At 60.0% G+C, this 14,967-nt stretch carries 13 protein-coding genes; all 13 read left to right on the top strand.

Going from position 1 to position 14,967, the window contains the following annotated elements; translation table 11 throughout:
* Positions 1-23 precede the first annotated feature (23 nt).
* Positions 24-1,424, top strand: coding sequence for a tRNA (N6-isopentenyl adenosine(37)-C2)-methylthiotransferase MiaB (gene miaB / locus ABIE63_RS09900; protein WP_354504301.1), 1,401 nt, complete (start codon positions 24-26; stop codon positions 1,422-1,424).
* 77 nt (positions 1,425-1,501) lie between these two features.
* Positions 1,502-2,479: a PhoH family protein gene (locus ABIE63_RS09895; protein ID WP_354504572.1), complete on the top strand. Its 978-nt coding sequence runs from the start codon at positions 1,502-1,504 to the stop codon at positions 2,477-2,479.
* Between the two features lie 23 nt (positions 2,480-2,502).
* Complete coding sequence (ybeY, locus tag ABIE63_RS09890) at positions 2,503-3,090, top strand: rRNA maturation RNase YbeY (RefSeq protein WP_354504300.1); 588 nt, start codon at positions 2,503-2,505, stop codon at positions 3,088-3,090.
* The gene (locus tag ABIE63_RS09885) at positions 3,090-4,079 is read left to right on the top strand and encodes a hemolysin family protein (protein WP_183417378.1); all 990 of its coding nucleotides are present in this window, start codon (positions 3,090-3,092) and stop codon (positions 4,077-4,079) included. Before ybeY ends, ABIE63_RS09885 begins: the two co-directional genes overlap by 1 nt.
* Entirely contained in the window at positions 4,069-5,664 is a 1,596-nt protein-coding gene (lnt, locus tag ABIE63_RS09880; protein WP_354504298.1) for an apolipoprotein N-acyltransferase, read from the top strand. The genes ABIE63_RS09885 and lnt overlap by 11 nt, the downstream gene beginning before the upstream one ends.
* 105 nt (positions 5,665-5,769) lie before the next feature.
* Entirely contained in the window at positions 5,770-6,228 is a 459-nt protein-coding gene (locus ABIE63_RS09875; protein ID WP_183417376.1) for a helix-turn-helix domain-containing protein, read from the top strand.
* A 197-nt stretch (positions 6,229-6,425) separates the two neighbouring features.
* Positions 6,426-7,157: a helix-turn-helix domain-containing protein gene (locus tag ABIE63_RS09870; protein WP_354504296.1), complete on the top strand. Its 732-nt coding sequence runs from the start codon at positions 6,426-6,428 to the stop codon at positions 7,155-7,157.
* 132 nt (positions 7,158-7,289) lie between these two features.
* Positions 7,290-8,462 (top strand): methionine adenosyltransferase, encoded by a 1,173-nt coding sequence (gene metK, locus ABIE63_RS09865; protein ID WP_354504295.1) that lies wholly within the window; start codon positions 7,290-7,292, stop codon positions 8,460-8,462.
* 4 nt (positions 8,463-8,466) lie between these two features.
* Positions 8,467-9,198: a tRNA (guanosine(46)-N7)-methyltransferase TrmB gene (trmB, locus tag ABIE63_RS09860; RefSeq protein WP_354504293.1), complete on the top strand. Its 732-nt coding sequence runs from the start codon at positions 8,467-8,469 to the stop codon at positions 9,196-9,198.
* A 152-nt stretch (positions 9,199-9,350) separates the two neighbouring features.
* Positions 9,351-9,917, top strand: a complete 567-nt coding sequence (rimP, locus tag ABIE63_RS09855; protein WP_354504291.1) for a ribosome maturation factor RimP — start codon at positions 9,351-9,353, stop codon at positions 9,915-9,917.
* Positions 9,918-9,949: 32 nt separating this feature from the next.
* Positions 9,950-11,524, top strand: a complete 1,575-nt coding sequence (gene nusA / locus ABIE63_RS09850; protein WP_354504289.1) for a transcription termination factor NusA — start codon at positions 9,950-9,952, stop codon at positions 11,522-11,524.
* A 125-nt stretch (positions 11,525-11,649) separates the two neighbouring features.
* Entirely contained in the window at positions 11,650-12,249 is a 600-nt protein-coding gene (locus tag ABIE63_RS09845) for an RNA-binding protein (RefSeq protein ID WP_354504287.1), read from the top strand.
* On the top strand, positions 12,246-14,918 hold the full coding sequence (infB, locus tag ABIE63_RS09840) for a translation initiation factor IF-2 (RefSeq protein WP_354504285.1): 2,673 nt from the start codon (positions 12,246-12,248) through the stop codon (positions 14,916-14,918). The genes ABIE63_RS09845 and infB overlap by 4 nt, the downstream gene beginning before the upstream one ends.
* The last annotated feature ends 49 nt before the right edge of the window (positions 14,919-14,967 follow it).

Here is a 14,967-nt window from a genome sequence, read left to right as displayed (position 1 = left end):
AGCCTGGAGGTAAAGAGGCAAACGTGACCAAAAAACTTTTCATCAAGACCTACGGCTGCCAAATGAACGTGTACGATTCCGTGCGTATGGCGGATGTATTGGCGCCACTCGGCTACCGGCCTACAGAACAAGCCGATGATGCCGACATGATCATCCTCAACACCTGCCATATTCGAGAGAAGGCCGCCGAAAAGGTGTACTCGGAATTGGGGCGCTTGAGGCAGCTACAGGAAAAACGAACACAAGAGGGCGGACGCCTGTTGCTGGGCGTCGCCGGGTGCGTCGCTCAAGCTGAAGGCGAGGAGATGCTTCGCCGCGCGCCACAAGTCGATCTAGTGTTCGGGCCGCAAACGTATCACCGCTTGCCCGAGATGGTGACCCGTGTGTTGGGGCGCGTATCCGGCGCGAGCGGCTTGGTGGACACCGATTTCCCGGCCGAAAGTAAGTTCGATGCGTTGCCCGAAGAGGCTGCGAGCCAGGGTGCTGCGGCCTTCCTGACCATTCAGGAAGGTTGCGATAAGTTTTGCACCTTTTGCGTCGTGCCCTACACCCGCGGGGCCGAGTTTTCCCGACCGGTAAGCAGCCTTTTGGACGAAGCGAAGAAAATGGTGGCGACCGGTGCGGCGGAGATCACGCTCCTGGGGCAGAATGTGAACGCATTCCATGGTGAGGGGCCGGACGGCAAGACATGGGGACTCGGCCGATTGCTGCGCGCCCTGGCCGAGATCGACGGATTGGCCCGACTGCGCTATACCACCTCGCATCCTCGCGACATGGACGATGAACTGATTGAGGCCCACCGCGACCTCGGTGTGCTGATGCCGTTCCTTCACCTGCCTGTCCAGTCTGGGTCGGATCGCATTTTGGACGCCATGAACCGACGTCATACTGCCGAGGACTATTTACGGATCATAGACCGCCTGCGCGGCGCTCGGCCGGATATCGCCCTTTCGTCGGATTTCATCGTTGGCTTCCCCGGCGAACGGGACCAGGATTTCGCCGACACGCTCAAACTTGTCACGGAAGTCGGTTACGCTCAGGCTTATTCGTTCAAGTACAGCCCGCGCCCGGGCACGCCGGCGGCGGCTGTCGAGGACCAGGTGGATGAGACTGTGAAAGCGGAACGCCTAGCCATGTTGCAACAGTTGCTTAACGCCCAACAGCTGGCGTTCAATCAGGGCAGCGTAGGCCGCGTAGTACCGCTTCTGCTTGAGCGGAAGGGAAAATTTCCAGGCCAATTGGTTGGGCGCAGCCCACATATGCAATCGGTCCATGTTCAGGCGCCCGATCGCCTGTTGGGGAAAATTGTCCAGGTTGAGATCGAAGGGGCACACGCCAATTCGCTCTCGGGACGGGTTCAGACGGATATCTTCACCAGCGACCATGATATGGCCGCGCCATCCAGGGAGATACGAACAGCGTGAGTCTTTCCGGCAGACGCGCTTCGGTCGACGCAGAACGGCCGCTCCTCCTCCAATTCGACGACAATCAGCTCGTCCCGATGCTATTCGGGCGCCACGACGAGAATCTGGCACGCTTGGAAGAACATCTGGGCGTGACCCTGGTCAGTCGGGGAAATCGCATCGCCGTATCCGGCGAGAGTGAAGCGGTCGAGCGGGCCGGGCGGGCATTGCGTTCACTGTGGGAGCGCCTACAACGCGGGCTGGAGGTGTCACCCGCCGAAGTGGATGCGGCCGCAAGATTATCCGCGGCAGCGGGAGGCGATCCTTCAAACGACATCGGAATCGCCGCCGTCCCGACAGCGGAAAGCGACGAGGCCGTCATCCGCACCCGCAAGCGCACCATCACCGCACGGTCACCCGGTCAACGCACCTATCTGGAAGCACTCCGCCGGCATGAGCTCGTGTTCGCCATAGGGCCTGCGGGCACAGGCAAGACCTACCTTGCCGTTGCCATGGCGGTTGATTGTCTGCTTCAGGGGTCGGTGGATCGCATCATTCTTTCCCGACCGGCCGTCGAGGCAGGAGAGCGTCTCGGCTTCCTTCCAGGCGACTTAAAGGAGAAGGTCGACCCTTACTTGCGGCCGCTTTACGACGCGCTTTTCGACCTACTGCCCGCCGAACAGGTTGAAAGACGAATGGCCGCACACGAAATTGAAATCGCACCGCTCGCGTTCATGCGGGGGCGCACTTTGTCGAACGCCTTCGTCATCCTTGATGAAGCGCAGAATACGACACCGGTGCAGATGAAGATGTTCTTGACCCGAATGGGTGAACATAGCCGTATGGCGGTCACGGGCGACATGACCCAGATCGACCTGCCAAGCGGCACGCCATCGGGGTTACGCGACGCCGCGGGTTTGCTGGCTGGGCTAAAAGGCGTGTCCTTCGTTCAGTTCACGGATCAAGACGTCGTGCGCCACAATCTGGTGACCCGCATCGTACAGGCCTATCAAGCCCGCGACGCGGGTGACCCACAGAATGAAGGCGATCTCTTCGATAGGGAATTGAAGCCCTGAAGAAGCGGTCTTTTGAAACGGTAATGAACGACGACCCTGATAGTAGTATCGACAGCCCCGTGCTCCTGGAACTGGACATCGTGTTCCATAGCGGTGACTGGCAGGCAAAGATTGGTTCTGTCGAAGAGGACGCCAAACAGGCGGTGACGGAGACGCTCTGGACCGAGCAACGGATATCGGACAGCCAGCAGGTCGCCGCGGAAATTTGCATCTGTTTGGCAGATGACCCCTTCCTGCAGGATCTCAACGCCCGTTACCGAGGCAAGGACCAACCCACGAACGTGCTGTCCTTTCCGCAATTCGACCTCCACGCCCAGGATGCACCACCGAGTATGCCACTGGGCGCGGGGCCGCTGCTGCTTGGCGACATCGTCCTTTCGCTGGATACATTGCAGCGCGAAGCCGCCGCCGATGGTAAGGCGTTGCGCGACCATTTCCTGCATCTCGTGGTGCACGGAACCTTGCACCTTCTGGGTCACGATCACGAAGCACCCGAACAAGCGACGGCAATGGAAAGCTTGGAGCGCCGCATACTGGCGCGACTGGGCGTGTCCGACCCCTACCTGGACGAGTCTGAGCCTGCGGCCCTGGCGGCAAGGAATGTGATGTGATGACTGACGGCAGCGATCCGGATTCGTTTAAGCGGTTTCGCGACTGTAGTCCGCGCAGCGCAGACTGCGGTCCCAGCTCCGGTCAACAGAACGGCAACTCGAACGGTCTCACGACTTGGCAGCGCCTGCGCGCAAAAATTCGCGGATTCCTGGGGCTACGCAACGGTGATTCGACACTGCGCGAATCCATCGAAACGATACTCGAGGAAAGCGAACTGCATAGCAGTGGCGAAGACGACACCCCCATAAGCGACCACGAAAGAGTCATGCTGCTGAACACGCTGAAGCTTCGGCATCTGACGGCCTACGACGTTATGGTTCCGCGGGCGGATATCGTCGCGGTCGAGGCCGGCACCAGCCTCGACTCGCTGTTGAAGCTGATGGCTGAAAAGGGCCACTCTCGCTTACCTGTTTATCGGGAGACCTTGGACGAGGTCATCGGCTTCGTACACATAAAGGATGTCCTGGCCAACCAGAGCAAACGCAAGCGCCTGACCGGAATTGCCCGGGAGGTGCTAATCATCGCGCCCTCTATGCGGGTTTTAGATCTATTGCTGGATATGCGACTCAGCCGTGTTCACATGGCAATGGTCGTGGACGAGTATGGCGGTATCGACGGCTTAGTGACGATCGAGGATCTGGTCGAGGAAATCGTCGGTGAGATCGAAGACGAGCACGACGTTGCAAGCGCACCGCGTCTGATCCGACGACCCGACGGCAATCTGGTGGTCGACGCACGCATGGATATCGAAGAGTTTGAAAGCCAGACTGGCCCGATCCTGACCGAAGAAGAGCGGGAGGAAGATATCGATACGTTGGGAGGGCTGGTCGTTTCCCTGGCGGGGCATGTTCCAGCGCGCGGCGAATTGGTTTCCCACCCGTCAGGAATCAGTTTCGAGGTTCTGGAAGCCGACCCCCGGCGTATCAAGCGGTTGCGCGTACACAACATTCTGCCCAAACCCACGACAAATGACGGCGATGCAAGGTAAGGCCGTATCTTCTTCGGCCCCGGTCGGCTTTTTGCAAACACTGTCGGCAAGAACGGCCGGTCTGGGGCGATGGCGGGCCCTTTGCCTCTCGTTCCTGCTGGGCCTGTTGGCTGTCGGTGCGCTGCCTCCGCTGTACGCCGTGCCATTGCTATTGCCCGCCTTTACCGGGCTTACGTGGCTGCTGGATGGTGCCGGACGCGGCTGGGCCGCCTTCTTGCGCGCTTGGGCTTTTGCTCTCGGATTCTTCCTGGCGGGCCTCTACTGGGTCACGATCGCATTCTTCGTCGAGGCGGATCGCTTCGGGGTGGTCGGCCCCTTCGCCGTCTTGGGCCTTTCCTTGGGTCTTGGCCTGTTCGTCGCTCTCACCCTTTGGATTGCCAGGCGGTATTTCTGGGGCGGACCACAAAGAGTCGCCGTGCTGGCTATTGCTTGGCTTGTTGCGGAACTGCTTCGCGCGTGGCTGCTGACCGGCTTTCCATGGAACCTAATAGGTAGCGTCTGGGCCTTTTCGGCTACGACGCTGCAACCGGCAGCACTAATCGGCGTTTGGGGCTTGTCGCTGTTTACCGTGTTTGCTGCCAGCGCGCCTGCGGCGATTGGTGACCGGGCCTCCCCACGGCAGCGCTTTGCCCCCGCTGTGCTGGCGATCCTTTTCCTAATGACGTCCGGTCTTTATGCCGGGATCAGAATTGCGGGCGCACCTGACACCGAGGACGACCTGGTGCCTTCGGTCCGCTTGCGTCTGGTGCAACCGGATATCCCGCAGGAAAGCAAGTGGGATCAGGCCTTGCGGGCCGAGCATGTGCGGCAACAGTTGAGGATGAGCCGAGGTCCAGGGTACGACACGGTCACGCACATAATATGGTCGGAAACAGCGGTGCCGTTCCTGCTAGACCGCGCGGAAGGGTTGCAGCAAGCCCTGTCCGATCTGGCGCCGCCGGGCGGTGCGGTCATTACCGGCGCACCGCGTGGTGAAGATGCCGATGACGGCAGCATCAGATTTTGGAACAGTCTGTTCGCATTCGATGGGAACGGGCGGCAAGTCAGCGCCTACGACAAGGCTCACCTCGTCCCCTTTGGCGAGTATGTTCCGTTCCGGAGCATCCTCGGAGCGACGAAGTTGACCGCCGGCCGGGCGGATTTCAATGCAGGCCCCGGGGTAAGTCTTGTAGAAACCCCCGGGTTGCCACCTTACTCAGCCTTGATCTGTTACGAGATCATTTTTCCCGGCGCCGTCACGCCAAATGCAAGCGCAACCCGGCCGCAATGGCTTTTGAACCTCACAAACGATAACTGGTTCGGACTCTCGTCCGGCCCCTATCAACACCTTGCCGCGGCCCGCCTGCGGGCGGTCGAAGAGGGCCTTCCCGTGGTGCGGGCCGCCAACGGAGGAATCTCCGCCTCCATCGACTCCTATGGTCGTTTTTTGGGAAAACTGCCGCTTGGACGCAGCGGCGTCTTGGATGTGGGTCTCGCCCGTCCCTTGCAGCACCCCACGTTGTTTTCAAAGATTAATCACTATACATCCATGTTTTTATTGGGGTTTTTCTACTTGCTTGTATTGCTGCTCCGACGCATCCTGTGAAGGAGTACAAAGTTAGTCCTACCCAATCATAGATTGTGTATGGATTTTCCCATCAATTGAGTGAATATTGGACTGTAGAACAACCGACAATCAGGAGGCGACCTAATGCCGCGAGGACGTAAACCGGGGAAAGCCATTGGACCGGGCGGCCCAAATCCAATCGATATGCATGTAGGTGCGCGGGTAAGACTGCGCCGCACTCTATTGGGAATGAGCCAGGAGAAACTGGGTGAGGCAATCGGCCTCACATTCCAGCAGGTACAAAAATATGAGCGAGGCGCAAATCGCATCGGATCCAGCCGGCTCTTTGATATCGCGCGCATTCTGGACGTACCCATCGGGTTTTTCTTCGACGATATGCCGGAAGACACGGCGCGGAAGTCGCCGAGCCAGTTGCTAACCAGCGACAACCCCGATGAGCCGCATCCCTATGAAAAGGATCCGATGGCCCGGCGGGAAACGCTTGAGCTGGTGCGGGCATACTACCGTATTACCGATCAGCAGGTTCGCAGGCGCTTGTTCGAGATGACAAAGGCGCTGGCCAAGGCGGAGGATGCCGAGTAACGGCTTTCGATTCTTTTTGACCCTTAGGTATTGAGAGGCGCCGGTAACCGGCGCCTCTTTCTTTTGGCAGGCCACACTGGTGTCCAATGCCCACAAGACTTCCCTTGCGTGCATATCATGATATGCTCCGCCTAGGTGCCGCCAAGACCAAACGAGCGGTACCGCTATAAGAAGCACCTTGGGGGCGAAATAGGGATATGACATCACGAAAGATGCGTGGATCCGCAATGGGTCCTTACGCGGCGACGGCCGATACCTTATGGCAAAGCCGCCGCAAGATGGGCCTTACACAAAAAGAAGCTGCCAACGCTTTGCAGATTTCTCTTCGAGACCTCCGGCGAATCGAAAACGGTCTGTATCTACCGGACGCAACACTCCAAAAGGCACTGGCCAACCTATTGGCCGTTCCAGAAGACGCGCTTTTCGCTGGAGTCCCGCAGAATGAGGCGGCGGCCGGAACCCGCCGCAAGGGATCACGCGTAGCCGGTAATCCTATCGACCGGCATGTCGGAAACCGTCTCTTTATGCGACGGGTAGAGCGCGGTTTCAGCCAGGAACGGCTTGCGGAAATCTTAGGCGTCAGTTTCCAGCAAGTTCAGAAATATGAAAGAGGTATCAACCGGATCAGCGCAAGCCGACTTTACGACATTTGTCTGGCTTTGAACGTCGAGCTCAACTTCTTCTTCGAGGATATGCCGGGACAAGTCAGCGCGCAGTCAGGCACGAGCCACCACGCTTGGCATGATGAGCCGGTGAGCTATGAAGCCGACCGAACGGAATCGAAGGAGCTGGCCGAACTTCTAGGCGCTTTCCGGCAAATTCCATCCACAGAACTGCGCCGCGGTCTAATCGACCTCGCAAGGGCGATCGCTAAGCTCAACAGCGCGGCATCCGATGCAAATACCGGCGAGGATTCTAAGAGGACTTGACGCCCCGCTCGTCAAACCACAGGATGCGGCGTTTTTCGCGCACGCCATTGTTTGCGTGCGCGCACGCGTGGCTCCGCAATCCAGGCAGAACCCGCTTCAGGAAATCGGCAAATCGCAATCGGGGGAATAACCGTGCGCAAGGGTATCTATCAGTTCACGAGCGAATCAGTTTCCGAAGGCCATCCCGATAAGGTTTCTGATCGAATCTCCGACGCCATCGTGGACACATACATTGGCCACGAGCCAGAAGCGCGTGTCGCCGTGGAAACGCTCTGCACGACAAACCGTATCGTTCTGGCAGGCGAGGTGCGCGGTCCTGCCAGCGTCACCCGCGACCTGATTGAGGATGTGGCGCGCAAGGCGGTCAAGGAAATCGGCTACGAACAGGATGGATTCCACTGGATGAACGCGGCGGTGGAAAACCACATCCACGAGCAGTCCAGGGACATTGCGATAGGCGTCGATGCCAAAGGCAACAAGGACGAAGGCGCCGGCGATCAGGGGATCATGTTTGGCTATGCCTGCGATGAAACCGAAGCGCTGATGCCCGCCCCCATTCACTTTTCCCACAATATACTGAAATCGCTCGCCGAAGCCCGGCATTCCGGCGCAGAACCGCATCTGGGCCCGGACGCCAAGAGCCAGGTCACGCTGGAATACCACGACGGCAAGCCGGTGCGCGCGACCAAGGTTGTGGTTTCCACCCAGCACGGCGAAAGCCTGACACAGGAAGAAGTGCGCGAGATCGTTCGCCCTCATGTCATGAACGTACTGCCCAACGGCTGGATGTGCGCCGAGGAAGACTTCTACGTCAATCCGACCGGTCGTTTCGTTATCGGTGGTCCCGATGGTGATGCCGGCCTGACCGGACGCAAGATCATTGTCGACACCTATGGTGGAGCCGCACCGCACGGCGGCGGCGCCTTCTCCGGGAAAGATCCGACCAAGGTGGACCGTTCGGCAGCCTATGCGGCTCGCTATCTGGCTAAGAACGTGGTGGCGGCCGGACTTTCTCAGCGCTGCCTGATCCAGCTCTCCTACGCAATCGGCGTTGCCGAGCCCTTGAGCCTTTTCGTTGAAACCCACGGCACGAATGAAGTGAATGAGGACAAGCTCGCGACGACATTGCGGGAGCTCGTCGATCTAAGGCCGCGCGGTATCCGCGAGCATCTCGGGCTAAACCGTCCGATCTATGCGCGTACCGCCGCCTATGGGCATTTTGGACGGTCACCCGACGTCGATGGCGGATTCTCCTGGGAGCGCACCGACCTCGTGGAGGCATTGAAGCAGGCCTTTAACGCCTGAGACCATGTGCGCCGCCCCCCCTGACGGAGAGAAAACCCAAAGGCCTCGGCGGTCCCTGCATGGACGCCGCAAGGGTAGGCCTATCCGCGCAGCGCGCCAAAGGCTGCTCGATACCCTGCTGCCGCGGCTTGAATTGAATCTTGAAGCCGCCGCCGGCGACCCTACAGGGCAATTCGTCCCCACCCCCGCGGCACTTTGGTTGGAAATCGGCTTCGGCGGCGGTGAGCACCTGGCTTGGCAAGCCGAACAAAATCCGAATGTCGGTATCATCGGCGCCGAGTTTTTCATCAACGGCGTGGGCAACCTTCTGAAGCTAGTGGAGGATGCCAACCTCAAGAATGTGCGTATCCATAAAGGCGATGCCCGCGATCTTCTGGACCGGCTACCGGAGCAAACCATTGATCGGGCATTCATCCTGTTCCCCGACCCCTGGCCAAAGGCTAAGCACAACAAACGTAGGATCGTGCAAAAACAAACGCTCGACCGTCTTGCGGAACTCCTCAAGACTGGGGCCGAGTTAAGGATCGCAACCGACGACCCCTCTTATCGTCGCTGGATTCTGGCAGCCGCAACAGACCACCCTTGGTTTGATTGGAATGTTGAGGTGCCAGGGGACTGGCGTCGGCGTAGTGACGATTGGCCGCCGACCCGTTACGAGGAAAAGGCGCTGGCTGCGGGACGCCAGCCTGTCTACCTGCGTTTTACCCGGCGCGCCAAAATGCGAGAAAGCACTTGAGAAAACTGCGCAGCGTCGCTATTTTTCGCTCCATGCCATAGAACTTGATGATCTAGGTCGTTGAGTTATTGAAAAATGGTGGGCCACCGGCCCGCTTTTTTTATTTCTGGAACCCGAAACCAGCGATGGCGACCGGAACGGAGTATTGTTAAGTGGCCGAAAGCAGCAGCGGCGATCGACAGGAAGACAACCTGCCCTCCAAGACGAGTGAGGGCCGGGCTCGTGTTGTCGAGAAGCTGATTGCCCCGACGCTGGAAGATATGGGCTACGAGATCGTCCGGGTGCTGCTATCCGGTCGGGGTTCGCCAACCCTGCAGATCATGGTCGACCGTAAGGACGGTGCCATGATTGATGTCGAGGACTGCGCTGCCGTAAGCCGCGCTACCAGCGCAATTCTGGATGTCGAGGATCCGGTCGACAGCGAGTTTACGCTGGAGGTTTCCTCCCCGGGACTGGACCGCCCTTTGACGCGGCTTGGTGATTTTGCGCGTTTCGCCGGGTTTGAAGCGCGCATCGAGATGGAACAGTCCATAGATGGACACAAGCGTGTGTCCGGCAGACTCATGGGCGTTGAAGGAACTGAGATTGTTGTGGAAACGGCCGAGGGCGTGGTGAAGCTCCCCTTTGCCGGTTTGAGGAAGGCCAAGCTTCTGCTTACCGACGCCTTGATCGAGGCCATGCAGAAAGAAGCCGAACAGTTTTCGCAGGATGCGGATTGAACCGCACCCTTGCATGAGAAAGAGGCGAGAGGATGGAAACGGCAACGGCATTTAAGACCGAGCTCCTGCAGGTGGCCGAGGCGGTCGCCCGGGAAAAAAGCATCGACCGAGAAGAAGTCTTGGAGGCCATGGAACAGGCCATCTCCAAGGCCGGGCGGGCCAAGTACGGGCATGAGCACGATGTGCGTGCGGAAATCGACCGCAAGTCCGGCGAGATTCGCCTGCGGCGGTTCCGCGAGGTCGTCGAAACGATCGAGAATGAGGTCACACAGATTCTGCTAGCCGACGCGAAGGTGCGGAATCCCGAGGTTCAGGTCGGTGAGTTCCTGACGGACGATCTGCCCCCCATCGACCTTGGCCGAATCGCCGCCCAGACCGCCAAACAGGTTATCGTCCAGAAGGTCCGGGAGGCTGAACGGGCACGCCAGTTCGAGGAATACAAGGACCGCGTCGGCGAAGTCGTCAACGGTATCGTCAAGCGGACCGAGTTCGGCAACGTCACTGTCGACCTTGGGCGCGCGGAGGCGGTTATGCGCCGCGACGAGTCGATCCCGCGCGAAGCCTTCCGCAACGGTGATCGCCTGCGCGCCTATATCTTCGACGTGCGCTCCGAGCAGCGGGGACCACAGATTCTCCTGTCTCGCGCCCGGCCCGAGTTTATGGCCAAGCTCTTTGCCCAGGAAGTGCCGGAGATTTACGACGGCATCATCGAGGTGAAGGCCGTGGCCCGCGACCCCGGTAGCCGCGCAAAGATTGCAGTCATCAGCAATGACACCTCAATCGACCCTGTCGGTGCCTGCGTGGGTATGCGCGGCAGCCGAGTCCAGGCCGTTGTCGGCGAACTCCAGGGCGAGAAGATCGATATCATTCCCTGGTCGCCCGACCCCGCTACCTTTGTTGTGAACGCACTTCAACCGGCCGAAGTCAGCAAGGTCGTGCTTGACGAAGATGCCGGGCAGATCGAAGTCGTGGTTCCCGATGAGCAGCTTTCCCTGGCGATCGGCCGGCGCGGGCAGAACGTCCGACTGGCGGCTCAGCTCACCGGGTGGGATATCGATATCCTGACCGAGGAGGAGGAAAGCAAACGCCGTCAAGAAGAGTTCCGGCAGCGCTCTCAACTCTTCATGGAAGCCTTGGACGTTGACGACGTCATTGCGCACCTCTTGGTCGCAGAGGGTTTCACATCGGTTGAGGAGGTTGCCTTTGTCGCTACCGACGATCTGGCAGGGATCGAGGGCTTCGACGAGGATATCTCCGAAGAACTGAGGCTGCGCGCCAACAATTATCTGGAAGAACAGAGCCGCAAGGCCGAGTCCCGCCGCAAGGAACTAGGCGTCAGCGACGAACTCGCCGCCTTTGAAGGTCTGACGGCGGCGATGCTGGTAAAGCTCGGTGACGAAGGCGTCAAAACGCTGGATGACCTCGGTGATCTCGCAAGCGACGAGTTGATTGAGATTCTTGGCGATCAGGCGCCGACACCGGAAGAGGCTGACGCCATGATCATGCAAGCACGGGCTCATTGGTTCGATGACGAGGATGCAGCCCCTGCGGAAGCGGCCGACGAAGACGTGGCCGACAAGGATGCCAGCGAGGAGGACAAAACCTGACCGCCAGTCCTAAGGATGATCGACAGGAAGACAAGACCGATGAGGTCCCACAAAGGGGCGTCGGGGAGTCGACGCGCGAATCAGAGCCGCGCCGCACGCCGCGCTCCGAGGCGATTCGGAGATGTTTGGCCAGCGGCAAACGTCGGCCCAAGGAAGCGCTGATCCGTCTGGTCGTCGACCCCGACGGCCTGTTGGTGCCGGACTTGAGTGAGCGTTTGCCTGGGCGCGGTTTGTGGATTGCGCCGCAACGCGATATGATTGCGCATGCGCAACGCAGGCGACTTTTTGCCAAGGCGGCAAAGAGTACCGTGCGTGTGCCTGAAGATTTGGCGGATCAGGTTGAAGCGCTGATGCGGCAACGCTGTTTGGACTCCATAGCGCTGGCGCGCCGCGCGGGCGAGGCAGTGGCCGGTCAGGAGAAGGTTCGGAGTTGGCTGGGAAGTGGTCGCGTTGCCGTCTTGTTGGAAGCGAGCGATGCTTCGGAAGGCGGGCGCAAACGGATGATTGGCCTAGCCAAGGCGATCGGCGAAGGACTGCGGATCTTTCAGATCTTCACCGCCGCCGAATTGGGTAAAGCCTTTGGCCGGGATACGTCAGTGCACGTTGCCCTGGCGCCAGGCGGTCTGGCAACGAAGTTGCGGCGGGAAGCCGCGAGATTTGAAGAATTTATGAGCACGACCAACGATGGGTCCGACGCTCTGATGGAAAGACACGGGAAGAGATGAGCGAAAGCAAAGAGAAGACGCCGAAAAAGCCTCTCAGCCTCAGCGGCAGTGGGCGGCTCGAACTGAAGAAAACTCTGGACGCCGGTCAGGTTCGCCAGAGCTTCAGTCATGGTCGCAGCAAGACCGTCCAGGTGGAAGTCAAGCGATCGCGCAGTGCTCAGCCAAATCCGGCAGAGGCGCGGGCCGCTGCGGCAAAGCCGAGCATCGAACTGCGCGGCCGCCGCACAAGCGAGGAAACCGAGGCTCCGACTGTAATTCCCGAAGACGACTCCCACTTGACTGGCCAGGAGCGCCAGGTGCGCATGCGCGTCGTCGAGGAAGCGAAGAAGCGGAGCGAGGAAGAGGCCAAGCGCAAGGCAGAAGAGGACGCGCGCCGCAGCATCGAAGAGAAGGAGCGTGCCAAGGAAGAAGCCAAGCGCAAGGCAGAAGAGGACGCGCGCAGGCTGGCTGAGGAAGAAGCACGCGCCGAGCTTGAAGCCGAAGCCGAGGCGCGCCGAAAGGAAAAGGAAGCCGAGGCGCGCGCCCGCGGCGAGGAGCCGCAAGCGGAACCCGTCGAGGACGCCACGCCGGCCGACGGCGCCGACGCCGCGCTTGAAGTCTTCCCTGGGGAAACCCACGAGGAAGCCACGGCACGCCGGCGGCGCGACAAGGAGCGCCCCGAAGGCGAAGACAGCATTGCCGATCTGGCGGAGGAAATGGGCGGGCGCGTCAAGCGCAAAGCCGCTCTTCCCAAGGCACCGACAACACGGCGGACGCCCGACGACCGTCGGCGTGGCAAGCTGACGATCAGCCGCGCCCTAGAAGGTGAAGGCGAACAGGAACGCCAACGCTCACTCGCCTCTTTGCGTCGTCAGCGCGAGCGCGAGAAGCAGCGTTTACGTGAGCAGATGGCTTCACAGCCCGCCCGCAAGGTTATTCGCGAGGTCGTGGTGCCGGAAACGATCACCGTTCAGGAACTGGCGAATCGTATGGCGGAACGGGGCGGCGAAGTCGTCAAAACGCTCATGAAATTGGGCGTGATGGTAACCATCAACCAGACCATTGATGCCGACACCGCCGAGTTGGTGGTCGAGGAGTTCGGCCATAAACTGCGCCGTGTTTCCGACTCCGACGTGGAAATCGGCATGCGCGGCGACCCAGATGACGATTCCAACCTGGAGCCCCGCGCACCGGTCGTGACCGTCATGGGCCACGTCGACCACGGTAAAACGTCGCTCTTGGACGCCTTGCGCGCCAGTGACGTGGTGGCCCAGGAAGCCGGTGGCATTACGCAGCATATCGGCGCCTATCAGGTGCACCTTGCGTCCGGACAGTCGATCACCTTTATCGATACGCCGGGCCACGCCGCCTTTACCGAGATGCGCGCACGCGGCGCCAACGTGACCGACATCGTGGTGTTGGTGGTGGCTGCCGATGACGGCATCATGGAGCAAACCGTGGAGGCCATTAATCACGCCAAGGCGGCACAGGTGCCGATCATTGTCGCCATCAACAAGATGGACAAACCCGAAGCAAACCCCGACCGCGTCAAACAAGAGCTCCTGAGCCATGATCTGGTGGTCGAGGAAATGGGCGGTGAGATCATCGCCATTCCGGTTTCGGCCAAAACCCGCGAAGGGCTGCCCGATCTGGAGGAAGCGATCCAGCTTCAGGCGGAAATTCTCGAACTGAAAGCCAACGCACAGCGCGCCGCTGAGGGCGTGGTGGTCGAGGCAAGGTTGGAGCAGGGGCGTGGCTCCGTTGCGACCGTCCTCGTCCAGCGCGGAACCCTGAGGATGGGCGACGTATTCGTCACGGGTAACGAATGGGGTCGCGTTCGCGCCCTGATCAACGACCGTGGCGAGCGTGTCGAAGAGGCGGGTCCGTCGATCCCGGTCGAGGTCACGGGTTTGCAGGGCACCCCCCATGCGGGCGACGACTTCGTGGTTGTCGAGGATGAAACCAAGGCACGCGAAATTTCGGAGTTCCGCTCGGAGGCAAAACGCCAATCCGACATGGCCCGTTCGGGTCGCGGCAGTCTGGAGCAGATGCTCTCGAAGATCAAAGAAGGTGAGATCAAGGAACTCTCGGTCGTCGTCAAATCCGACGTTCAGGGCTCCCAAGAAGCCATCGTTCAAGCACTCAACAAGGTTGGCACCGACGAGGCTCGCGTGCGGGTCCTTCATGCCGGTGTCGGTGGTGTCAATGAATCCGACATCACCTTGGCACGCGCTTCCGATGCGATCGTCATCGCCTTCAACGTTCGCGCGAATGCCCAGGCCCGTGATGCGGCCCGGCGCGATGGCGTGGACATCCGCTACTACTCCATCATTTACAACGTGGTGGACGAGATGAAGGCCGCGCTCAGTGGCCTACTCGATCCGGAACAGGCAGAGAAGTTCCTGGGTTATGCGGCAATCCGCGAGGTCTTCAACATTACCAAGGTCGGTAAGGTTGCAGGCTGCATGATCACCGACGGTGTCGTGAAGCGTGGCTGCAAGGTCAGACTGCTGCGTGACGACGTGGTCGTGCACGATGGCAACCTGAAGACGCTGCGTCGCTTCAAGGACGAGGTCAAGGAGGTCAAATCCGGTTACGAATGCGGCATGGCCTTCGAGAACTACAACGACATCCAGGTCGGCGATGTGATCGAGTGCTACGAGATCGAGGAGAAGCAGCGCGAACTTTAAGGCGCGCCGCTTTCTCCCGAACCTCGCGAGACCAGGCAGGAAACCGGAC

The organism is Limibacillus sp. MBR-115 (assembly GCF_040549425.1).
Lineage (GTDB): Bacteria > Pseudomonadota > Alphaproteobacteria > Kiloniellales > CECT-8803 > Limibacillus > Limibacillus halophilus.
Note: the sequence above shows the minus strand (reverse complement) of the source record. Positions and strands in the feature narration are given on the sequence as shown.